We start from the raw sequence: 22,568 nt of genomic DNA, 5'->3' as shown, positions 1-22,568 counted from the left end.
CTGTTACCACAAACACTGCACTGTCCATTACATCCGATTCACAGTCGCTGCTTACAGTCCAAACTACTGTTATTTCGCCGCCACAGCTGTCGGGTGCTGTTGGATTTCCATTGTCGATCGTGGCATTACATCCTCCGTCATACGATACACTGCCTAACCATTCACTGAAAGCTGATGCAATTTCTGCTCCCGTTGAACAGGCATCCAATGTATCATTGGCAGGTGGAGTAAGACTGACTGCCGGTGCTGCTGTTACCACAAACACTGCACTGTCCATTACATCCGATTCACAGTCGCTGCTTACAGTCCAAACTACTGTTATTTCGCCGCCACAGCTGTCGGGTGCTGTGGGATTTCCATTGTCGATCGTGGCATTACATCCTCCGTCATACGATACACTGCCTAACCATTCACTGAAAGCTGATGCAATTTCTGCTCCCGTTGAACAGGCATCCAACGTATCATTGGCAGGTGGAGTTAGACTGACCGGAACTGGAGTGTTTACCGCAAATGTTGCGTCGCAGGTATCGGCTAATCCGCAATAATCACTTACAATCATTTGGATTGTTTTTGAATCACCGCAGAAATAAGGTGCGCTCACCGTGTCGATATCCACCTCAACACCATTAATTTTATAAATAGTATCCAAAGGATCTGTACCGCCACTTACCATAAATACTGTATCTAACCAATTTCCAAAGGCAGTATTAATCGAATCCTGACCAAGACATTCATCAACTGTCAAACTTGAACATTCAACATAAACAGGATTTGGATCCGGTTGGAATATCGTATCGCTACAAAATGTTGAATTAGGATCAACGTTGTTGAATATTTCAACATCATAAATTCCGGCACCAAGGTTAAACATGGTATCGACCAAACTTGCTGTAATCGTTGTATCAAACGGTACAGCATCTTTGTACCAAATATATTTGTATGGTGGATATCCAATCGTATCAGAAGGTGTTACTTCTGCCCATGCAATCCCGGTTTCGGCGCCGTAACATTCAACATCTTCAGTAAAGACTTCACATGTAGGTGCGGTAGGTGTCCATCTTATTGTATCTACACAGCTTGTCTCACAACCAAAACTATCTGTTACAGTAACAAAATAGATTCCATCACTTAATCCATAAATACTGTCGGTTCCCTGTCCGCCTCCAATTGATCCACCATCAGTTCCCCATAAATAAGTATAAGACCCACTTCCTCCGGTTACATTAACAACAGCATATCCGTTGTCTGCATTAAAATAGGATTCATCCTGTATGGTAACATTACAGACAGGAAGATCATGTACAATTACATGGAAAGAATCAACCGCAAAACATCCCTGATCATCTGGATTTGAACTTCTGGCCCAGAACATGGTATCTCCCACAGGTAGAGTTTGGATTGAAGAAATCGCATTTACGGGAGGATTTGCAAAAGCATCAGCACTCGTTGCATAGAAAGTTACCACTCCGTCTCCGGTACTGTCTACTGCAGTTGTTAAATCAAATTGATTCACACCATCGTCACAGGAATCCAGATCCGTGGTCACAATTTTGGTTTCCAAATCATATCCAAAAAGCAATGGCCCAACAAAATCGTGCATTTCCGATTCAAAACTTGGTGAACTTCTGGTCTTTACCAAGAGGCTTCCAAGAGTTTTGTTACAGGCATCTCCCCCAAATGCGTCCAGACCTAAAAATGACATATTAATGGCAAATTCTGCGAACTGAAGGGGTAGGTATACCGAATCATTTGCTGCCTGTGGTCCTTCTAAAGTTCCCCATGGTGGTGCCGGTGAAACACTATCTACATTTACCACCGCCCAGGCCGCAGGGTCTGTATTTCCTACTGCCGGCTCAATTTCAGCATAACCAAAACCAACGCCTGATTCTGCAGTAAACGCACCTGTAAAATTAAAGGAAGCGCTGCCACCCCAATTGGCTAGTCCATAAATATAGTCGGCTTCACTCACCCATACACGTATACTTGCTACGGGAAGATCACCCCCTTTTTCGTAATCTATACTTACGATCAGGTCCCCGGCTGTTAAAACAACACCGGCAGAGTCGAACGTCCATGAAGTATGTCCGTGGTCGGTTCCGGTATTTGAAAAATGCGATCCGTCAAATCCAACCTGGTTGGCAAAAAATTCAAAATCAGCATGAACGGATCCTGAAGTTGAGCGGGTGGAGAAAGCACCAATTCCCCAAAGATCTCCATCGGGATCCTCTCTCATATGCCCATAAACATCGATCAAGTCTCCTTTTTGATAAGGATCTTTAATTCCAGCATCCCACGTTGAAGGATCCTGAAAGTTTTTATCGGAAGTACCCCCAAAAGCAGTACTGTCTTTACCATTTCCGGCAGTATTGTTATCTCTTGCATACACGCCATCTACCCATACAATTGTATCACCAGGGGATGAAGGAATCTCCAATTCTGAATTTCGTGATATCCATCCATTATCACCCATCCTTATCACAAAACTGAGATTCTCGTCAATTGCAAGCCTATTGTTAATATATGTGATGAATGCCGGAGATGGGTTGAATACCGCTGTTCCATCGCCTGAATATAAACCTCCAAACCAATCGTCGGTCCCAAAAGGATCGATAGTATCAAGTTCAGGAGCCAGTAAATAATTAGTATAAACGTCAGCATCAATTCCAAAGTTGGCCCTTACGGCCGGCCCTTCGGTGACAATCTGACTACTTGCAAACTGCATTGTACAACACAGCATAAATACCACAGCGAGACATCGCCACCATAAACGATAACTCAACCTCGCCGGCGCAGCAAATTTTTTATTCCCTGCGAGTACATTGTAAAATTTTCCCATAATCTGATAATTTAAGTAAGTAAATAATGTCTTCTACTTATCAAATCATCATTCAGCAAATGTCTAATACCTGTATCTTTTAACCGAAATTTTGTGAGTACTTCGCGGGGTTGCACGTTAAGTTTCTGCTTTCGTTCAAAATTTCATTTACAAGTTACGTCAATCAATAAGCCGAAGTCAATCGGGTTTAATACGGATTTGAGAATTGATATTTATATACTTTTTAGTATTTTATTCTTCTTTTAATCAGACTTTCAGTTTCTCAATAAATCCTGATTTCAATTATGGACAGACAAAAGATTTCTCCTGCAAGGACAACAAAATTATAATAAACCTTTGCTCTATATTTAATAAAAAAAAAGAAACATGGGATCATCCAAAAGAAGCATTTTACTTAGTTGACTAACATTGTTTCCTGAAAAGTATTTATCAAAATAACATTGATATTAAAATACTTACATGTCTTTTATTGAGTTTTAGGATTAAGTATTTCTCTCAACTTTTCTTAATTAAATTATAAACTCTCTATTTGTTTACTTTTGCAAGAAATCTGCTAGTTGGAAATCTCAAAATAGATTCCACAACATGGGATTAAAGGGGTAACTGTTCATATTTTCAAAATTGAAATTATAAATTCTTTTATACGTAAAATCCCGTATAACTTATCCGAAGATTACGTATGAAAAGGCCAAATCTCCATGTTCTGTTAAGGGATCAATTCTTTCATTTTTTTGTTTACACAGCAAATTATCAGTGATAATAAACAAGATTTTATCACCTTAAAAGTCACCTTTGGATGAAATATTGAGTTTATAAGAATAGGTGAATTCTTTAAATCAAACACGTTGTAAAACCAAATTCCCGTATTCAACTGAGTTTACTCGCACTTCAACCACAACCGGTCCCTTGCATGAGAATGCGTCATTAAGTGCCATTCGGTACTCACCGAGGCTGGAGCATGAAATTACAGGTACCCCAAAATAATGATTAGTAGGTTTATCCGCGGGCGTATTCAAATCCGTTCCGTAATGGGAATCGTATCCTTTCTTTTGTTGCTTGATGTTGATCAAAGAAAGGCTGCTATCATAAATCACCACAATAACGATATCGAGATTTAATCGTTTTGCAGTAGCCAGTTCACCTACGGTCATGTAAAAGCCGCCATCACCCATTAAAGCTACCACAGGCAAATCGGGATAACACATTTTTGCAGCCATTGCGGCGGGTAGTGCAAATCCCATTCCCGACCAGCCGTTTGTCATCAGCAATTTTTGTGGTGCCAGAGTTCGCCATTGCTGTCCTGCCAGATGAAGATGTGCGCCGACATCTACGGTCAGAATTCCTTCGTCGGGTATGGCCTGTCGCAATTCGTGCAAAACTGCAAGCGGGCCGAAACTATCGGGTTGAGGCTTCAATTTGGCGAATAGCTTTTCTCGTCTTTTAACCAGTTGATCTAAATCCCACGATTTAGTGGCTGTTTTTAAGTTTCTAAGTTCTGTAAGTGCAGTTCCTAAATCGCCAATTACATTTAAGACTTCGGGAATTTGCCCGGTATCTACATCGGCTTCTTTTGAATCGATGTGAATCAATGGCACTGCCGGCATCCATTCTTCGTAATTGAACTCAACCGGATCGTAACCCACTCCGATTACCAGATCGGCCTTACTGTAGGTTTCGGCAACCATGTTTGACAAAGCGTGAAACAAAACTCCTGTATACAAAGGATGATTCTCGGGAAACATGCCTTTTGCCATCGGTGTCAAAACCACAGGTAACTGAAACTTTTCGGCCACAGCCAGTAACAGATTCCGGACACCTTCACGTACGGCGCTTAAACCAACAGCGAGTATAGGTTTTTTGCTTTTGGCGAATAGGGTTTCTACTTTCTTAATCTGCTGATGCATCATTGGTGACCAGCGTTTTTTCTCAACCCTTAAATATTCAACTTCCGTGTTTTCAACAACAGTCAAGTCCCTGCCAATTCCGGCCGGAACCCCGATATGCACCGGACCTGGAACATCCGAAGTTGCTATTCCTGCTGCTTTCAAAATCACTTCTGCTGCATTGCCGGAATGAAAGCGGGTAGTATGTTTTGTAATCGCGAAAAAGAGTTGGCGGTGATTAATGTTCATCTGAACCGTTCGACTAAGCAGGTGATCGGGCATTTCATCTGTAAAAGCCAACATGGGGGAACGATCGAGAAATGCTTCTCCGACACCTGTACTCAGGTTGGTAGCTCCGGGGCCAAAAGTAGCAAAACAGGCACCCGGAATTCCGCTAAATCGGCCACAGACATCGGCCATTATTGCTGCCGTTGCTTCGTGGCCAACCAATACGAATTCAATACCGTCTTCGAGCCTCAAAGCCTCGATGTAATCGATCATGTTACCACTGGGTACACCGAACACATAGCGAACACCAATTTCGCGAAGGGTGTGAGCAAATTGTCGGGCAACGGTAGACATAGTATTTTTAGGAAATCATTTCTTCAATCAGCTCCAATGGCATATCAGGCTCAGTAATATAATGCCGGGCCTGCATGTAGAATTCGTTTCTTTTATGAAGGGTTTCATCGATGAAAGCAATCAACTCTTCTCGCGATTTGCCTTTAATCAGTGGTCGTTCAGTTTTCGATTTCAACAAACGATCGGCAAGAATATCCGGATTGATATTCAGATAAATGGTCTGCCCCGTTTTATTCATCAGGTCGATGTTATCAAAAAAACAAGGAGCACCGCCTCCGGTGGCAATTACGATATCAGTAAACTCCGACAATTCTTCGAGGGCTTTTCGCTCCTTTTTTCTGAATTCGGCTTCCCCCTCTTCTTCAAAAATCTGAGGTATGGTCTTACAGTTTCTTTCTTCAATATAATGATCCATATCCACAAACTGCAAATCTAAATGCTTCGACAGCTTTCTGCCTAAAGTAGATTTGCCACACCCCATATATCCTATTAAATAAATTCTCATGCAAACGAGTTTATTTCATGCTACTAATTCATCCCCTCGCTCCTTCGTCGCGATTCCCCCTTCGAAGGGGGATTCAGGGGGATGAGCTCAAAACAGAACCAAGAGCGATGAATTTCAATCATACTTTGAACTAAAATAGTGACATTTGATTCCCGGAATCATCATCATCCCTTTTCGGACGGGTAATTTCGAAAGGAATATCGTCTACATCCGGTTTTTCATCAGCCTGTTCTTCCGGCTCCCGGTCATCCTCATCTTTTACAACAGGCTCAATTTCCTTTATGTTTTTTACTTCGTAGTTAGTAAGACGCTTTCCTTTTGCTTTCCAGGATTTTACACCGATAAATTCTGCAACTTCAACAATCTCATTTTCACGCTCAGAGCTTTTACCTCCAAAAGTAATCTCAAGGCGCGGGTAATGAACCCAGGTAATGCTTAACAGCTTATTGTCCGGATTTTCGCCAATAAAGCGGATCAGTTTACCTTCAACTTCCTCAATTTCGAAACGTTTTACGTAGTAGAATTGCTGCTCGGCATCGAAATAAACAGCCGATAACACCTTCGATTTATCGAATTTCTCGATGGCCAGGATATTGGGTTCGAAGTGATTGCTAAGGTCGTAATTATACAATTGATAGCTTCCATCTTTGTAAAGTACCAGAATTTTATCTTCACCCGAAAATTCGCCCAGATAGGTTCCACGGCTATCGGCATTCAAACGAAGCACATCCGGATCGAACCATATTTTTCGACCTCCAAGGGTAGAAACTCCTTTTTCCTTCAACGAGATTTTATGCACCTCGTGTTTGGTAAGAATGTTTCCCATCGACTGGCGGCCTTTAATTGCCAGTTCACCCATATCTTCTTCGAACGTGAGTTTTTTAATGCGTGGTTTCGGCTTTAATACAATGCGTAATGTTTCGGCTTCGCCATTCGGATTGGCCGAGAAATACATAATCCTCGATCCTTTGGTTTCTTTGGTCAGATTGTATTCTTTATCGCGCGTTACTCCCGTTACCGAGAAACGTTTCATGTAAGCAAAGCCTGATTCGCCGTCTTTGTAAACGACGTTGTAAATCGTGCGTTTATCGTTTTTCTTGAAAACGGCAATGTGCATCGGATTCTTTCCGATAAATGCCTTATCCGAAACTTTGGTAACAAAATAAGTTCCGTCGCGGTGGAAAACGATGACATCGTCGATATCGGAACAATCGCAGATGTACTCTGCTTTTCGCAAGGTGGTTCCCATAAAACCTTCTTTACGATCGACATATAGCTTCTCGTTTTTAACCACCACCTTGGTAGCCACAATATTTTCGAAACTGCGAATTTCGGTTTTCCGGTAGCGGCCTTTACCAAATTTCGCTTTCAAATGCTGGAACCATTTTATGGTGAACGGAACGATATTTTCGATGTTATGAACCACTTCTGCAATTTCATCCTCGATGGATCTCAGGTGTTCGTCCGCCTTGTCTTTGTTGAATTTCAGGATGCGAGCCATGCGAATCTCCATCAGTTTCATGATGTCTTCGCGTGTGATCTCTCTTTTGAGTTTGGGTTTCCACGGATCGAGTCGCTTGTCGATATGCGCCACGGCCTGATCCATGTTCTCCGAATCCTCAAACTTCTTATCCTTATAAATACGCTCTTCAATAAATATCTTTTCGAGTGAAGAATAATGCCACTGTTCTTCCAACTCACTTTTTCTGATTTCAAGCTCGAGTTTCAGCAGATCCAGTGTGCTGTCGGCCGAACGTTTCAGAATTTCTTTTACGCCAATAAACAAAGGCTTGTCATTCTCGATAATACACGAGTTGGGCGACAAGGAAACTTCACAATCGGTGAAGGCATAAAGTGCATCGATGGTTTTATCCGATGATACGCCCGGTGCGAGGTGCACCAAAATCTCGACATGTTCGGCAGTATTGTCATCGATTTTCTTCACCTTAATTTTGCCCTTGTCGTTGGCCTTAATTATGGATTCGATGAGCGTTGTAGTAGTCTTACTAAAAGGCAACTCCGTAATCACCAAAGTTTTGTTATCGCGCTTTTCTATTTTAGCACGAACTTTTACGGTACCGCCCCTAAGTCCGTCGTTGTATTTACTGAAATCGGCCGAACCACCGGTCGGGAAATCCGGATACAACTCAAAATCCCGTCCTTTAAGGTAATCGATGGAAGCATCGAGCAACTCGTTAAAGTTGTGCGGAAACATTTTTGAGGCCAGACCAACCGCAATACCTTCAACTCCCTGCGCCAGCAACAACGGGAATTTTACCGGAAGTGTAACAGGCTCTTTTTTACGTCCATCGTATGAAAGTTTCCACTCGGTAGTTTTCGGGTTGAAAAGAACTTCGAGGGCAAACTTCGAAAGACGTGCTTCGATATAACGTGGAGCTGCGGCACCATCACCGGTTAAAATATTTCCCCAGTTTCCCTGGGTATCGATCAGCAGATCCTTCTGTCCCAGCTGAACCATGGCATCGCCGATAGAAGCATCGCCGTGCGGGTGATACTGCATGGTTTGCCCGATAACGTTGGCTACCTTGTTGTAGCGCCCGTCGTCCATTTCGCGCATGGCGTGCAAAATACGGCGCTGTACAGGCTTCAATCCATCGTTGATGTACGGAACAGCACGCTCAAGGATAACATACGAAGCATAATCCAAAAACCAATCGCGGTACATCCCCGACAAATAGGTTATTTCATCTTTTAGCTGATCGTCCTGTATTTCTTCGCTATTATTGATGTTCTCTTCTGACATTCTTACTTTTCAGGTTTGCGTAATGCCACTTGGGCAATGAGTTTTATGTTAAGCCACCTCGTCCTTCTCAACATAGAGGTTATCGATGATAAAATCCTGTCGTTCAGGTGTATTTTTTCCCATATAAAATTCAAGCATTTGAGCCACCGATTCGTGCTTTTTCATTAGAACCGGGTCAAGACGCATATCTTTTCCAATAAAATGTTTGAATTCATCCGGCGATATTTCACCTAAACCTTTGAAACGGGTGATCTCAGGTTTGCCTTTGAGTTTATTTATTGCCTTTTGTTTTTCCTCCTCGGAATAACAGTAAAAGGTTTTTTGTTTGTTACGTACCCTGAACAATGGCGTTTGCAAAATATGTACATGCCCTTTTCTGATCAGTTCGGGAAAGAACTGCAAAAAGAAAGTGATTAGCAACAAACGAATGTGCATACCGTCAACGTCGGCATCGGTTGCGATAATCACCTTGTGGTAACGCAGGTCTTCCATGCTCTCCTCAATATTCAGCGCTGCCTGCAGCAGGTTGAATTCTTCGTTTTCGTAAACCACCTTTTTTGTAAGCCCATAGGTATTCAGTGGTTTCCCCTTTAAACTGAACACCGCCTGCGTATTCACATCGCGCGATTTGGTAATCGAACCACTTGCCGAGTCACCCTCGGTTATAAAAATGCTCGATTCCTCTTTTCGTTCGTCGTTACTGTTGAAGTGGATCCTGCAATCGCGTAGTTTTTTATTGTGCAAACTTGCTTTTTTTGCACGCTGCTTCGCCAGTTTTTTAATTCCTGAAATAGCCTTGCGTTCGCGCTCCGATTCGGTAATGCGCCGAAGCAGAACTTCAGCAGTATCGGGATTTTTGTGCAGGAAATTGTCCAGTTCTTTTTGCAGGAAATTTCCAACATGAGCCCTCACGGAAGGTCCGTCGGGGCCTATATCTTTCGATCCTAACTTGGTTTTTGTTTGGGACTCAAATACAGGCTCTTCAACCTTGATACTGATGGCCGCCACAATGGACGCCCGAATATCGGACGGGTCAAACTCCTTCTTGTAAAAATCTCTGATCGTTTTCACCAAAACTTCCCGAAAAGCCTGTAAATGAGTACCACCTTGTGTCGTGTGTTGACCGTTAACGAATGAATAATAATCTTCGCCATATTGGTTTCCATGCGTGATGGCCACCTCAATATCCTCACCTTTCAGATGTATAATTGGGTAAATTGGGTCGTGATCCATGTTCTCTTCCAGCAGGTCGCGCAAACCGTTTCGCGAATAGAAGCGCTCGCCGTTGAATTCGATTGTAAGACCGGCATTCAGGAAGGTGTAGTTTTTTATCATGTTCTCGATGTAGTCGTTCAGGTAACGATACTTCTTAAACACTTCTGCATCGGGCACAAACGACACTTCGGTTCCGTTTTCTTCCTGCACGTTGGTAAAATCCTGTTCATCGGATATTATTCCTTTGCTGAAAGTAACTTCCTTGGCGACACCCTCACGAATGGCACGAATAACAAAATTGGAAGACAGTGCATTTACGGCTTTAATACCCACACCATTCAAACCAACCGATTTTTTGAAAACCTTGTTGTCGTATTTGGCTCCGGTGTTCATTTTACTGGCTACGTCCACCAGTTTGCCCAGCGGAATGCCACGTCCGAAGTCACGGATAGAAACAGTCTCCTGATCGACCTTTACAATGATCTTTTTTCCATGACCCATCATAAATTCGTCGATACAGTTGTCCATCACTTCCTTTAACAAAACATAAATACCATCGTCAGCTGAAGTTCCATCGCCAAGTTTACCGATGTACATTCCCGGACGCCTCCGGATATGCTCCTGCCAATCTAAGGTCTTAATAGTTCCTTCGTCGTAATTTGCGCTCATATTTTTTCTCCTGAATCCTGCCTTATACTAAGTGAACGCCAACTATTATATGAAATTGAAAAGTTTGGGGTGTCGTCTATTTCAAATAACTGCGGAATTCACCGGCTTGCCACAAATATAATTAAATCATGATGTTTTCCACCGTTTCCGGGGGTTCATTAACTAACAATTCATAGTTGAAAAATAGTGAATAAGTACGCCGCTAAAATGGCTTTAAATAGCGGAAAAAGCGAAGGCGATTTCAATACTTTTAATCCCTGACTCTAAACTACGAACTCTGAACTTTAAACTAAATTATCCCAATCTTTCTCATCAGGAAAGTGGCGTTCATTGTTTTGGTCACACCGGCTGATAACTTATAATCGAAAATCAGCTCGTTGTTTTCAATCCTGATCTCGAAACAGGTGTTGGAAACCTTCCCGGGAAACTCCTGCTCCAGTTCACTCAGTTTCAGGTCGTGGGTGGCAATCAGGGAAACCGAATACAGCTGTACAAGCTTGCGAATCAACTCTTTGGAGCCGTTCAGTTTGTCGACGGAATTTGTTCCTTTTAACATCTCGTCGAGAATCACAAAATAGCGCTCACCGTTTTTAAGGTGGTCGAGAATGGTTTTTATGCGCTTCAATTCAGCAAAAAAGTACGATTCATCTTTCAGCAACGAATCGGTTGTTCGCATGTTGGTATAAATATCGATTGGCGTGAACTGCATTTCCGTGGCACAAACCGGTGCTCCTGCTTCGGCCAGCACAAGATTAACGCCAACCGTACGCAAAAATGTACTTTTCCCGGCCATGTTTGCACCGGTAACGATTAACACCTTTGAATAACCGTTTATCTCCAGATCATTACGAACCATTTTGGAAGGGTTCAGCAACGGATGCCCCAGATCTTTGGCTGAATAAAGAAATTCGTCTTCTACCACTTCAGGAAAAATAGATGCCGGATGATTATTCGCATAATTCGAAAGGCTGATTAAGGCATCGAATTCGGCGACGACTTCCAGCCATTTTGCCAGGTGTTTATGATGCAGGCCGTGCCACTTCCAAAGCCGGTAAACACAACGAATATCCCAGGTAAAAAATGAATTCAGAAAAAATCCGACGAGCAGATTCCCGCGGTATTCGAATTGCTTTACCAGATTCTTCAGCTCTTGAAAGGCCTTTCCTGCTGAAGGTTCTTTAATTTGTTTTTGCAGGTCGAAGAGTTTTTCTGACTTGAAATCGGTCTGCTCAATTCTGGCAAGCAGGTTCATGTACTTGGCCAGCAATTCTGATTTTCGTCCGAAAAAGCGATAGAAATACGAGATTCGCTTCCAGTACACCGACATGAGCGACCACTGCAGCAAAACAAAAACCGAGAGGTATAAATTCGACATTCCGAACACTGCAGGAAGAACCGCAATCACCGTAAAAAAGGGAACTACACGAATCAGCCATTTTATCGTTTCCGGTCCGTTTAAATCCAATTCTGTCTCCGACCAGGCCTGCAACTCAGCGGTCATTTGCTCGCTTTCATCAAACAAATTCCCATCGGCAAGAAAGTCTAAACGCCACTGTGGCATTTTTGACAACTCAGCAACTGCTGCCTGTCGCTGCCTGATTTCGGCGGCATCTTTATCAGGCCGAAGCAAGTAGTTAGCCAGCCGGTTTTTACCGCCAAAAGTTGATGTGCGATTTAAAAACTGAAACACCGAACCGTCTCCAAAAAGATCGAGGTCGTACGCATAAAAGTGATCGGCATCCAAAAACTCGCTACCGCTGTTAAAATGCAAAAACGAATGATCGAGTGCCTTCAATTCAGCTTCAACCATTTCCTTCAGAACAGCTGCTCTTTTTCGGCGTTTATCCAGTTCAATATTCACTTTTATAAGGTAGAAAAACAGTACCAGGAAAAGCAAACTGATCGCTCCGTTGATCCAGCTAAGACCAAAAACAATTACCGGAACAAAAATCAGAACAAATGCCAGAAACCGATACCAGGCGAATCTTCTAATGCTTACTGTTAAACGCGATGATTCGGATGAATATTCGTCGAGTTTTTTTCGATAAAAATCAAGCGGCTTTGTCATTTACAAGTAGTTGTAATGATGAAGCAGGTAAGAAACGATAAACACGGTGACCAACAGCACACTAAAAACCAACCAGATTATTCCTGACTGATCGGAATGCAGCGCTGTCTTTTCGATTTTTGGTGAGCGCGTGTAAAAGAAGTGGTTTTCAATAAACATCACCAGCTTAAAAATCGCATAGCCGACTCCCCATCCCAACAACGCTCCACCAAGCAAATCGAGCGGATAGTGGACGCCGGAATAGATGCGCGAATAACAAAACATCAGGGTCCACACCAGCATTAAAAAATAATAACCGCGGCTTTTAAATATGCGCGAAGTAAAAACCAGGATGGCTACAGAATTGGCAGCGTGTGCCGACACAAAACCATACAAACCACCTTTTCGCAACACATTGTGCACCATGCTTTCAATACCCGGATCGTGCACCGGACGAAGCCGCTGAATGGTGATTTTAAGCAAGCCGGCCAGTTGATCGCTACCCAGCACCAGCAAAGCAAGTCCGACAATTATAAGAATGGATTTTGTCCGGTAATTTCGTATGAAATACCAGAGAATGATTACATAAAGCGGGATCCAGGTTTCCTTGCGGGTAACCATCAACATAATGGTATCCCAAAAATCGCTGTGAAAACTGTTTAAATACAGGAACAACTCTTTATCCCATTCAAGAATATTTTGCAAAACCGCCATTAGCTATTTAATATCTCCCAAATTTTATCTTTTAAAACCTGAATATTCATCCCTGTTACCGAAGAGAAATACATGTGCGGAATGCCTTTTAGTTCTGCACTGATCTCCTTCATCAGATCTTCATCGAGCATATCAGCCTTACTAATTGCCAGGAAGCGCTGTTTATCGAGTAACTCAGGATTAAACTTTTCAAGCTCGCTCAACAAAATTTTATATTCTTTTAAGTGATCCTTGCTATCAGCCGGAACCATGAACAACAGCATCGAGTTTCGCTCTATGTGTCTTAAAAAGCGCAGGCCAAGACCTTTTCCTTCGTGCGCACCTTCAATAATTCCGGGAATATCGGCCATGATGAACGACCGTTGTTCGCGGTGTCCAACAATCCCAAGGTTGGGTACCAGCGTAGTAAAGTGGTATTCTGCAATTTTTGGTTTTGCTGCGGTAACCACCGAAAGTAAGGTCGACTTACCAGAACTCGGAAAGCCTACCAGGCCAACATCGGCCAGCACTTTCAATTCCAGAATTTTCCAGCCTTCTTCTCCTTCTTCTCCGGGTTGTGCGAAACGTGGTGTTTGATTGGTAGATGATTTAAAATGATCGTTTCCCAAACCGCCACGGCCACCCTTCATCAGCACTTTGCTTTCGCCGTGTGAGGTAATTTCAAACAAAAACTCTCCTGTTTCCCCATCGCGGGCTATAGTTCCCAGCGGCACTTCCAGAATAACATCTTCGCCGTCGGCACCGGTACTTCTTTGTTTCCCCCCTGATTCGCCGTTTCCGGCTTTAATGTGCTTCTTATATTTCAGGTGCAGCAAAGTCCACATGTGCTGGTTTCCTTCCAGGATAATATGTCCTCCACGGCCACCATCTCCACCATCAGGTCCTCCTTTAGGGATGTATTTCTCCCTTCGCAGATGCGCTGAACCTGCTCCCCCCATTCCGGATTTACAATGAATCCGTACATAATCCACAAAATTCGTCTCGGCCATATTCCTGTTATTCGATTTTTAATCTTGGGCAAATTATACCCGCATTTCAAATTCCCCGCTTACATCTGTTTATTATACAAGCTCTCGACCTTCTTAATAAGTCTTTCAGCAATCTCCTCTATCGTTCCCATTCCCTTTATATCGTGATGCTTGTTTTGCTCGCTGTAATATTCAATAATGGGTTCTGTTTTATTTCGATAAACCTCGATGCGGTTTTCAATGATTTTCTGGCTTTGATCGTCTGCCCTACCCGAAATTTTACCACGGCCCAACAAACGATTAATCAGTTCTTCCTTTTCAACCTCGAGACACAACATTGCTGAAACAGGAGTTCCCTTTTCATTCAGCAAACGATCAAGCGCAACAGCCTGATCGACAGTCCGGGGAAAGCCATCAAAAATAAATCCTTTGGCTTCCGGATTATCGTTGATTTTTCCTTTTATCATTTCTATCACCACATCATCCGACACCAACTCGCCTTTAGCCATAAATTGGTTGGCAATTTTCCCCAATTCGGTACCGGCAGCAATTTCGCTACGCAGCAACTCCCCGGTAGAAATGTGAATCAGGTTAAAAGTATTGATCAGAAATTCGGCCTGTGTACCTTTTCCGGCACCCGGCGGCCCAAACAGTACAAGATTTAACATGTTGAATTTGATTTTGGTTATTTTATCACGGTATAAATGTCGATCAAATTTCGTCCCAGCCCGTCGTAATCCAAACCATAGCCTACAATAAAATCGTTGGGAATTTCAATGCCTACGTATTTCAGGTTAACTTCACGTTGAAGCGCATCAGGCTTCAATAGCAAAGTTGCAACCTGCACTTCCTTAGGATTCATTCCATCAAGTTGCTGGTGGATATTTTCAATGGTGATACCGGTATCAACAATATCCTCGAGCACCACTACCGTTCTTCCTTCAATATTTTCGTTCAACCCGATAAGTTGTTTCACTGTCCCGGTGGTGTGGTCGCCAGCATACGAAGCAAGTTTTACAAATGAAATTTCAGCCTCAACAAATTTAATACGCTTAAAAAGATCGGCTGCAAACACAAAAGATCCATTCAAAATACACAAGAATAACGGATCTTTTCCGGCAAGTTCCTGATTCATTTTTTCCGCCATATCATCTATCACCGACTGAATCTTTTCGTGCGAAATAAATAGTTTGAACTCTTTATCATGTATCCTGACCTGCTTCATATATTCGATTGATTTTTATTAATTCTCAAATTGACTTAAATTTGCCTGCACAATGAGCTACAAAATAACAAAAACAATTGGACTAACAGAAACAATAATTTAAATATGACACCAAAAGTTAGCATTATCATGGGTAGCACATCCGACCTGAGTGTGATGGAAAAAGCTGCCAAATTATTCGATGAGTTCGAAATTCCGTTTGAGATTAACGCACTGTCGGCTCATCGTACACCTGAAGCGGTTGAAACTTTCGCCAAAGGTGCCAAAGACAGAGGAATTAAAGTAATAATTGCAGGTGCCGGAATGGCAGCACATTTACCGGGAGTAATCGCAGCAATGACTCCGCTACCAGTTATCGGAGTTCCGATCAATGCCAGTCTTGCCGGCTTCGATTCGATCCTTGCCATTCTGCAAATGCCTCCGGGAATTCCGGTAGCAACAGTTGCGGTTGACGGCGCCATGAACGCCGCTATTCTGGCTGTTCAAATGATGGCAACCGGCGACGAGGAACTGATGCAGAAAATGGTCAGTTATAAAGAATCATTGAAGAAAAAGATCGTAAAAGCCAATCAGGACCTGTCGGAAGTAAAATACAAGTTCAAGACAAACTAGATTGAACAAAATATTTTGTACCTTTAAAGAGGTGTGTTTTAACAACATACCTCTTTTTTGTTTTTGTAACTTATGTAGCCACCTTTTGAACACGGTTTTTCATGAGAAAGCCCTTTCAAATACTCATTATTACGGTATTCAGCTACCTTTCTGTTTGTGGAACCGAAAATTATCCGGCGGGTGCTCGTGCAGTGGCTTTATCCAATGCCTTTGTTTCGGTAAGCGATGTGTGGAGCACCTTTCACAATCAGGCAACATTATCCCAACTTGAAGCTTTTTCGGCAGGTGTTTTTTACGAATCGAGATACCTTGTTGATGAACTTTCACTGGCTGCCGGAACCGTTAACATGCCCGCCATTCGGGGCACTGTCGGATTCAGTTTTTATCAACTCGGAAAAGGCACTTACAAAGAAAGCAAGCTGGGACTGGCTTATTCCAAAAAGCTTTCGCAGCGATTAAGTGCCGCGTTGCAACTCGATTATTTCCTATACCGTTTCCCTGAAAATGATGGCGCTAAAGGATTTCCAACTTTTGAAGCCGGAGCCAGTTATCAAACCACAAAAGAACTTACACTGGCCATGCATGTTTTCAATCCGGTAATGAACGGTTTCGAAACTGCATTTGGCAAACAAAAGTTGCCGCTTATTTTAAGAATCGGTGGCCATTATCAGTTTGCAGATAAAAGCCTGGTTTCTTTTGAAATTCAAAAGAACACCAATAGCGACGCACAAGTAAAAGCAGGACTTGAATTTTACCTCGTTAAAAACCTGGCTTTACGGTTTGGGGTTTCAGGAAGGCCGGTACAAATTTCCTCCGGTCTGGGTTATTCATTTGGGAAATTTAGCACAGATATTGCTTTTAGCTACCACGGCAATCTAGGTTTCACACCTTCGGTTTCCATAAATTACAAATTGTGATGAAGGCGCTACTAAAAAATATTGTCGCGCTTTTAGCAATCACTTTATCCTTTTCGGTTGCCGCCCAGGAAAATAATCCGCAGCAAATGATCGAGGCCATCATCGAATCGCACCTCGAAAATATTGAAGAAGGAACTGATGTTGCCTTGATCATCGAAGATTTGGAAAGCTTGCTCGAACATCCGATCAATATTAACTCTACCACTGCCGAAGAATTATCCCGACTATACCTTTTGAATCCTGTTCAAATCAATAATTTGCTGGAATACGTAAAGTCTTTTGGCCCCGTTTACAGCATTTATGAATTGAATGTAATTGATGGATTAACGCCGGATATCTTACAAAAAATGGAACCGTTTGTTGAATTCGGTCCCGTCGAAGAACAAAAGCCTACCTTGAAACAAGAACTTAAAAACGGAAGACACGAAGCCATCCTGCGCGGACTCGGCACTTTGCAGAAAGCCAGAGGATATCAGGAAAAAGAAGACGGAACCACACCCTACGAAGGTAACCGCTATCGTTACTACGCCCGTTACCATTACCAAACGAGAGAAAAATTTTCGGCAGGTTTTACGGCAGAGAAAGATCCCGGGGAAGCCTTTTTTCAGGGATCGAACAAACAGGGATTTGATTATTATTCGGCTCACATTAGCATAAAACCCGGAAAAACTGTCCGGCAGTTTGTTGTTGGCGATTTTCTGGTACGCGCCGGGCAAGGACTCACTTTATGGCAGGGCTATACTACCGGTAAATCATCCGACATTCTTTCAATTTCAAAAACCGGACAGGGCATACGACCCTACACTTCGGTTAACGAAAATGCATTTTTCAGGGGTGCTGCCGCAACACTGGATTTTGGCAAACTTACACTTAGTATTTTTGGATCGCATAAAAAAGCCGACGGAAACATTGAATCCAATGTAAACGGAATTGAACATTTTACCAGCCTGCAAACTTCGGGCTACCACCGCACACAAAGTGAAATTGACGATGAAAAATCAGTAAGAACAAGCGATGCAGGGAGTGTTCTTTCGCTGCATTTTGATCATTTGAAAATTGGAGCCAACCTGGTGTACCAGCATTTCGATATGCCCTATATGCGTAGCGATCAGCTTTATAATCAGTTTCGTTTTTCGGGCGATGAAAATTACACCGGCAGTATCGATTACCTGTTCAGCAAAGGAAAATACCAGCTTTTTGGGGAAGCAGCAATGTCGAAATCGAAAGGGAAGGCAGTTATTCAGGGAGTCGTTGCACGGGTGAACGATCAACTCAGTTTTTCGGCCCTGTTTCGTCATTTCGATAAAAATTACCACGCTTTGTGGGCCAACACTTTTGCAGATGGCACCAACACCAGTAATGAATCGGGCTTATATTTCGGCACCCGAATACTTCCTGTAAAATTTGTGACGCTTTCGGTCTATTCCGACGTTTACGAATCGAAATGGATCGATTATTCCACAGCGGGTCCATCAAACGGTTGGGACATTTTTGCGCAAGCCGATGTTCGCATTTCCGACAGCTTCAGCTTTTACCTGCGTTTTAAAAACGAAGAGAAAAACAACAAATTCAAAGCCGATAAAATCTATATCGATATTCCTGAACGTACTCAAAAACTCCGGCTGCATCTTGACTACCGGCTTTCCGATAAATTCAACCTAAAAACGAGACTGGAACATGTTTTCTACACCGAAGAAAATTCAGAAAATGGTGTTATGATTTTTCAGGACATCCAGTACTCACCGGAAAAACTGCCCTTGAATTTAAATGCACGTTTTGCCTGGTTTTCCACTGAAAGCTACGACTCGAGAATTTACGCCTACGAAAACGACCTGCTTTACACCTTCTCGGTGCCGGCGTACTACGGGAAAGGTTTTCGAACTTATCTGAACCTGAAATACGGATTCAGCAAGAACCTGGAATGCTGGCTAAAGTTCGCCAATACTCACTGGACCGACAGGGATGTAATCAGCTCGGGCTACAACGAAATAGAAGGGAACAACAAAACCGAACTAAAAATGCAGTTAAGGTTGAAATTCTAAACGCGAATGTGTTACTTTGTTGTGCTAAAATTAATTGTGCATGGTAAGCTACGATTTCGATGATATTCGCCCCTACTACGACTCGGAGGTAAAAGAAAAAATGCGCGTCCTGCTGAAGGACAAAACCTTTGACGAGGTGTTGCTGCATTTGTTCAAAAACCGCCCAAAAGTACAAATGGTAAAATTTCAGCTTCGCCGTGTGCGCAGTGTAAAGCAATTGCAGGGTGTGTTCATTTACGACCTGCTTCACTGGCTGGTCGATAAAACCTCGCGAGGGTTACAGTGTACCGGAATAGACAAACTGGATAAAAAAACACCCTACCTGTTCATTTCCAATCACCGCGACATTATTCTGGATGCGGCTTTGCTCAATTTCCTGATTTTCGAGAATGGGATGAACACCACGCAAATAGCCATCGGCGACAATCTGTTATTGTATGAATGGATAGAGCATACCGTAAAGCTGAACCGCTCTTTCATTATAAAACGGAGCTTGCCACCACGTGAGCTGATGATGGCTTCAAAAAAAGTTTCGCAGTTCATACGTAAATCGATCACCGAGGATAAAATGTCGATTTGGATAGCACAGCGTGAAGGACGCACCAAAGACGGCTTCGACAAAACACAGGACAGCGTTTTGAAGATGCTGAACATGAGCAACAAAGGTGGTATTTCCGATGGATTCAACGAACTTAACATTGTTCCGGTTTCTATCTCCTACGAAATTGAACCCTGTGGTTTAACAAAGCTGAAAGAGCTGATAAAAGTTGAACATTACGGCGAACTAAAAACCAATAAAGACGATTTGAAAAGTATGTCGATGGGAATGTTTGCGCCAAAAGGAAACATCCGGTTTGCATTTGGAGATCCTATTAAAACCAACTTTGCACTGGCCGAAAATAACGAACAACGCAATAAATACATCCGCAGCATTGCGGAAATGATCGATACACAGATCTACAAAAACTTCAAACTGTGGCCAAGCAATTACGTGGCTTACGATATGCTGATGCAGGAACACCGCTTTAAAGACAAGTACACGGCAGAAGAGCAGAAGAAATTTGAAATAATGGTTGAGCAAGCGATGGTTAACATCGATTATCCAATTACCGATTTACAGGAGCGCTTCCTAAAAGTTTACGCGAATCCGGTCATTAATAAATTAAAAGTCACCGAAGCTTAATGAAGTCGGTTATTTGGGATTGGAACGGTACATTGCTCAACGACCTCGATCATTGCATTGCCTCGATTAATGTTTTACTTGAAAAAAGACAGTTACCACTGTTGAGCCATAACCATTACAAAGAAGTGTTCTCCTTTCCGGTTAAAGATTATTATGCCGCAATAGGATTCGATTTTAGCAAAGAAGATTTTGCAATACCGGCACGCGAATTCATTGACCTGTACAACGATAAAGTAGAACACTGCTCGCTACATCCCGCTGCAAATGCAGTTTTGGCTCATCTTCAAAATAAAGGCAACAAGCAATTTGTTTTATCTGCCATGCAGGAAGATATGCTTGAAAAAACGCTGAAACAACAAGGAATTTTCGACTATTTCGATGCTATTGCCGGACTCAATCACCATTATGCCACATCAAAGATCGAACGCGGGGAACAACTGATTGAGCAAAACAAAATCAGCAAAGACAATGCGGTGATGATCGGCGACACCATTCATGATTATGAAGTAGCCGAACAACTTGGCATAAAATGTATTTTAATCGCCGACGGGCATCAATCGGCAAGACGCCTGAAAAGCACCGGAGCTCCCGTACTGGATAATCTTGGGGAATTACTAAAAAACGGTTGGGTTTAGAAAATATCCCTTTTCTTGATATCGCGGATAAACAGCTGCAGGTTGGTTTTCCCCCGGTATTCATTTTCCGTAATCGAATAACAAATATCGAAAGGCGATCCTGAGGTGATCAGATCGTAAGCATCCGATTGGTTAAACGCAATTCCGGGAAAAATTCCCGAGTTGACATCAGGTTCCACCAAGTCGAGTTTTAGGTGCTCTTTATTTTTACCAACCAAACGGCTGGTACCTGCATCGAAAACATCTTCGGTAACAAAAACCGGGGTCATATTATGTGGTCCAAAAGGTGCAAACTGTTTTAATATTCTGAAAAAACGTGGTGTGATCTCGCTCAGCGTGATTTTGGCGTCTACCTCAACGGTCTGTATTTGTTGCTGATCGGTAATCTGACGGGTCACAATTTCTTCGAAACGTTGTTTGAACGCCGGAATATTTTCAATCCTCATCGTAAGACCGGCAGCATACATGTGCCCGCCATACGATTCGAGCAGATCGCTGCATTGCCCGATCGCTTCATACAAATCGAAGTCGCGTACCGAACGTGCCGAACCTGTTGCCATGCCATTCGATTCAGTTAAAATAACCGTTGGCCGGTAATACTGCTCGGTAACGCGTGATGCCACAATACCAACCACACCTTTGTGCCAGTCGCGATTGTACAACACCGTACTGTTCATGTCTTTCAACTCTTCGTTGCCTTCAATCATGTCCAGGGCTTCCTGGGTAATATCGCGATCGAGGGTTTTACGGATCTCGTTAAACGAGTCGATTTCTTCACCCAAAAGATCTGATTTATCTTCGTCGTCGGACACCAGGATCTGCACCGATTTTTTTCCGTGTTCAATCCTTCCTGAAGCATTCAAACGCGGACCAATTTTAAAAACAATGTCACTGATGGTGATCTCGCTTCCGTTGATACCGGCAAAATTGATGATGGTTTGCAGGCCAACTCCCGGATTCGAATTCAGTTTCTTCAATCCGTAATAAGCCAGCACCCTGTTTTCCCCGGTAATAGGCACAATGTCGGCAGCAATACTCACAGCTACCAGATCGAGCAGATCGTATATTTCCTCGTAATCAATATCGTTATGTTTCGAGTAGGCTTGAAGCAATTTGAAACCTACGCCACAACCCGAAAGTTCTTTATAAGGATAGTTACATTCCGGTTGTTTTGGATCGAGTACTGCCGCTGCCGGCGGTATTTGATCCCCCGGATTGTGGTGATCGCAAATAATAAAATCGAGACCGCGCTCCTTGGCTTTCCCGATTTTTTCAACTGCTTTTATACCGCAGTCAAGCGCTACCACCAGTGTAAATCCGTTTTCTACGGCATAATCAATACTCTTGGGCGAAATACCGTAGCCCTCGCTGTATCGATCGGGAATATAATATTCAATTTCTTTAATTCGCTGTTTCAGGAACTGGTACATCAGCGCTACCGATGTTGTTCCATCCACATCGTAGTCGCCATAAACAATCACTTTTTCCTGGTTGTCAACAGCTCGCTGTAAACGTTCAACCGCCTTGTCCATGTCCTTCATCAGGAACGGATCGTGAAGATCGCTGAGTCGGGGTCGAAAAAAGGCTTTTGCTTCGTTATAGGTTTTTATGCCACGCTGAACCAGTAGCCTGGCGATCACCATGTTAACATTCAACGCCGCAGAGAGGTGTTTTACCTCGTTTTGGTCGCCTTGTTTCTTTAAGTCCCAAATTTTGTCCATGCCGCGCTTGTGAATATTTTTCCAATGAATGTGCAAAGATACAAAATGCC

General features: G+C 42.9%; 16 protein-coding genes. 5 read left to right on the top strand and 11 right to left on the bottom strand.

Going from position 1 to position 22,568, the window contains the following annotated elements:
- The 10 genes from HFD85_RS21550 to hpt all read right to left on the bottom strand — a co-directional run.
- Positions 1-2,836: SprB repeat-containing protein (locus HFD85_RS21550; RefSeq protein ID WP_167614492.1), on the bottom strand; the 2,836-nt coding region annotated here is incomplete at its 3' end.
- An 836-nt stretch (positions 2,837-3,672) separates the two neighbouring features.
- Positions 3,673-5,301 carry a thiamine pyrophosphate-binding protein gene (locus HFD85_RS21545; RefSeq protein ID WP_167614491.1) on the bottom strand — a complete coding sequence of 543 codons (1,629 nt, stop codon included), beginning with the start codon at positions 5,299-5,301 and terminating at the stop codon, positions 3,673-3,675.
- Positions 5,302-5,308: 7 nt separating this feature from the next.
- Positions 5,309-5,806, bottom strand: a complete 498-nt coding sequence (locus HFD85_RS21540) for a shikimate kinase (protein ID WP_167614490.1) — start codon at positions 5,804-5,806, stop codon at positions 5,309-5,311.
- A gap of 130 nt (positions 5,807-5,936) precedes the next feature.
- Positions 5,937-8,570 carry a DNA gyrase/topoisomerase IV subunit A gene (locus tag HFD85_RS21535; RefSeq protein WP_167614488.1) on the bottom strand — a complete coding sequence of 878 codons (2,634 nt, stop codon included), beginning with the start codon at positions 8,568-8,570 and terminating at the stop codon, positions 5,937-5,939.
- A 48-nt stretch (positions 8,571-8,618) separates the two neighbouring features.
- Positions 8,619-10,454, bottom strand: coding sequence for a DNA topoisomerase IV subunit B (locus HFD85_RS21530; RefSeq protein WP_167614486.1), 1,836 nt, complete (start codon positions 10,452-10,454; stop codon positions 8,619-8,621).
- Between the two features lie 289 nt (positions 10,455-10,743).
- Positions 10,744-12,522, bottom strand: coding sequence for a MutS-related protein (locus HFD85_RS21525; RefSeq protein WP_167614484.1), 1,779 nt, complete (start codon positions 12,520-12,522; stop codon positions 10,744-10,746).
- Positions 12,523-13,215 (bottom strand): phosphatase PAP2 family protein, encoded by a 693-nt coding sequence (locus HFD85_RS21520; protein ID WP_167614482.1) that lies wholly within the window; start codon positions 13,213-13,215, stop codon positions 12,523-12,525.
- Entirely contained in the window at positions 13,215-14,204 is a 990-nt protein-coding gene (obgE, locus tag HFD85_RS21515; protein ID WP_167614480.1) for a GTPase ObgE, read from the bottom strand. The genes HFD85_RS21520 and obgE overlap by 1 nt, the downstream gene beginning before the upstream one ends.
- 59 nt (positions 14,205-14,263) lie before the next feature.
- Positions 14,264-14,851, bottom strand: coding sequence for an adenylate kinase (locus HFD85_RS21510; protein WP_167614478.1), 588 nt, complete (start codon positions 14,849-14,851; stop codon positions 14,264-14,266).
- 17 nt (positions 14,852-14,868) lie between these two features.
- Positions 14,869-15,408 carry a hypoxanthine phosphoribosyltransferase gene (gene hpt / locus HFD85_RS21505; RefSeq protein ID WP_167614476.1) on the bottom strand — a complete coding sequence of 180 codons (540 nt, stop codon included), beginning with the start codon at positions 15,406-15,408 and terminating at the stop codon, positions 14,869-14,871.
- A 105-nt stretch (positions 15,409-15,513) separates the two neighbouring features.
- Between hpt and purE the strand changes: the two genes are divergently transcribed.
- The 5 genes from purE (at position 15,514) to HFD85_RS21480 (ending at position 20,797) form a co-directional block, all read left to right on the top strand.
- Entirely contained in the window at positions 15,514-16,020 is a 507-nt protein-coding gene (gene purE / locus HFD85_RS21500) for a 5-(carboxyamino)imidazole ribonucleotide mutase (RefSeq protein WP_167614474.1), read from the top strand.
- A gap of 101 nt (positions 16,021-16,121) precedes the next feature.
- Positions 16,122-16,937 carry a PorV/PorQ family protein gene (locus tag HFD85_RS21495; protein ID WP_167614472.1) on the top strand — a complete coding sequence of 272 codons (816 nt, stop codon included), beginning with the start codon at positions 16,122-16,124 and terminating at the stop codon, positions 16,935-16,937.
- Positions 16,937-18,979 carry a helix-hairpin-helix domain-containing protein gene (locus HFD85_RS21490; protein ID WP_167614470.1) on the top strand — a complete coding sequence of 681 codons (2,043 nt, stop codon included), beginning with the start codon at positions 16,937-16,939 and terminating at the stop codon, positions 18,977-18,979. The genes HFD85_RS21495 and HFD85_RS21490 overlap by 1 nt, the downstream gene beginning before the upstream one ends.
- 40 nt (positions 18,980-19,019) lie before the next feature.
- On the top strand, positions 19,020-20,162 hold the full coding sequence (locus HFD85_RS21485; RefSeq protein ID WP_167614468.1) for a 1-acyl-sn-glycerol-3-phosphate acyltransferase: 1,143 nt from the start codon (positions 19,020-19,022) through the stop codon (positions 20,160-20,162).
- A complete protein-coding gene (locus HFD85_RS21480; protein ID WP_167614466.1) occupies positions 20,162-20,797 on the top strand; it encodes an HAD family hydrolase in 636 nt (211 codons plus the stop codon). Before HFD85_RS21485 ends, HFD85_RS21480 begins: the two co-directional genes overlap by 1 nt.
- Here HFD85_RS21480 and recJ read toward each other — a convergent pair.
- Entirely contained in the window at positions 20,794-22,518 is a 1,725-nt protein-coding gene (recJ, locus tag HFD85_RS21475) for a single-stranded-DNA-specific exonuclease RecJ (RefSeq protein ID WP_167614464.1), read from the bottom strand. The two genes, HFD85_RS21480 and recJ, sit on opposite strands and share 4 nt — an antisense overlap.
- Between the last annotated feature and the right edge of the window lie 50 nt (positions 22,519-22,568).

Origin of the sequence: Maribellus sediminis, assembly GCF_011799805.1 — a bacterium.
Lineage (GTDB): Bacteria > Bacteroidota > Bacteroidia > Bacteroidales > Prolixibacteraceae > Draconibacterium > Draconibacterium sediminis_A.
This window is presented reverse-complemented; position numbering and strand designations above follow the sequence as displayed.

What these genes read in the sequence shown, in the direction of transcription:
- HFD85_RS21480 (WP_167614466.1), top strand. Translation starts at nt 20,162, where the DNA reads ATGAAGTCGGTTATTTGGGATTGGAACGGTACATTGCTCAACGACCTC.
- HFD85_RS21530 (WP_167614486.1), bottom strand. Translation starts at nt 10,454, where the DNA reads ATGAGCGCAAATTACGACGAAGGAACTATTAAGACCTTAGATTGGCAG.
- HFD85_RS21540 (WP_167614490.1), bottom strand. Translation starts at nt 5,806, where the DNA reads ATGAGAATTTATTTAATAGGATATATGGGGTGTGGCAAATCTACTTTA.
- hpt (WP_167614476.1), bottom strand. Translation starts at nt 15,408, where the DNA reads ATGAAGCAGGTCAGGATACATGATAAAGAGTTCAAACTATTTATTTCG.
- HFD85_RS21525 (WP_167614484.1), bottom strand. Translation starts at nt 12,522, where the DNA reads ATGACAAAGCCGCTTGATTTTTATCGAAAAAAACTCGACGAATATTCA.
- HFD85_RS21535 (WP_167614488.1), bottom strand. Translation starts at nt 8,570, where the DNA reads ATGTCAGAAGAGAACATCAATAATAGCGAAGAAATACAGGACGATCAG.
- HFD85_RS21495 (WP_167614472.1), top strand. Translation starts at nt 16,122, where the DNA reads ATGAGAAAGCCCTTTCAAATACTCATTATTACGGTATTCAGCTACCTT.
- HFD85_RS21510 (WP_167614478.1), bottom strand. Translation starts at nt 14,851, where the DNA reads ATGTTAAATCTTGTACTGTTTGGGCCGCCGGGTGCCGGAAAAGGTACA.
- HFD85_RS21490 (WP_167614470.1), top strand. Translation starts at nt 16,937, where the DNA reads ATGAAGGCGCTACTAAAAAATATTGTCGCGCTTTTAGCAATCACTTTA.
- recJ (WP_167614464.1), bottom strand. Translation starts at nt 22,518, where the DNA reads ATGGACAAAATTTGGGACTTAAAGAAACAAGGCGACCAAAACGAGGTA.
- HFD85_RS21485 (WP_167614468.1), top strand. Translation starts at nt 19,020, where the DNA reads ATGGTAAGCTACGATTTCGATGATATTCGCCCCTACTACGACTCGGAG.
- HFD85_RS21545 (WP_167614491.1), bottom strand. Translation starts at nt 5,301, where the DNA reads ATGTCTACCGTTGCCCGACAATTTGCTCACACCCTTCGCGAAATTGGT.
- HFD85_RS21520 (WP_167614482.1), bottom strand. Translation starts at nt 13,215, where the DNA reads ATGGCGGTTTTGCAAAATATTCTTGAATGGGATAAAGAGTTGTTCCTG.
- purE (WP_167614474.1), top strand. Translation starts at nt 15,514, where the DNA reads ATGACACCAAAAGTTAGCATTATCATGGGTAGCACATCCGACCTGAGT.
- obgE (WP_167614480.1), bottom strand. Translation starts at nt 14,204, where the DNA reads ATGGCCGAGACGAATTTTGTGGATTATGTACGGATTCATTGTAAATCC.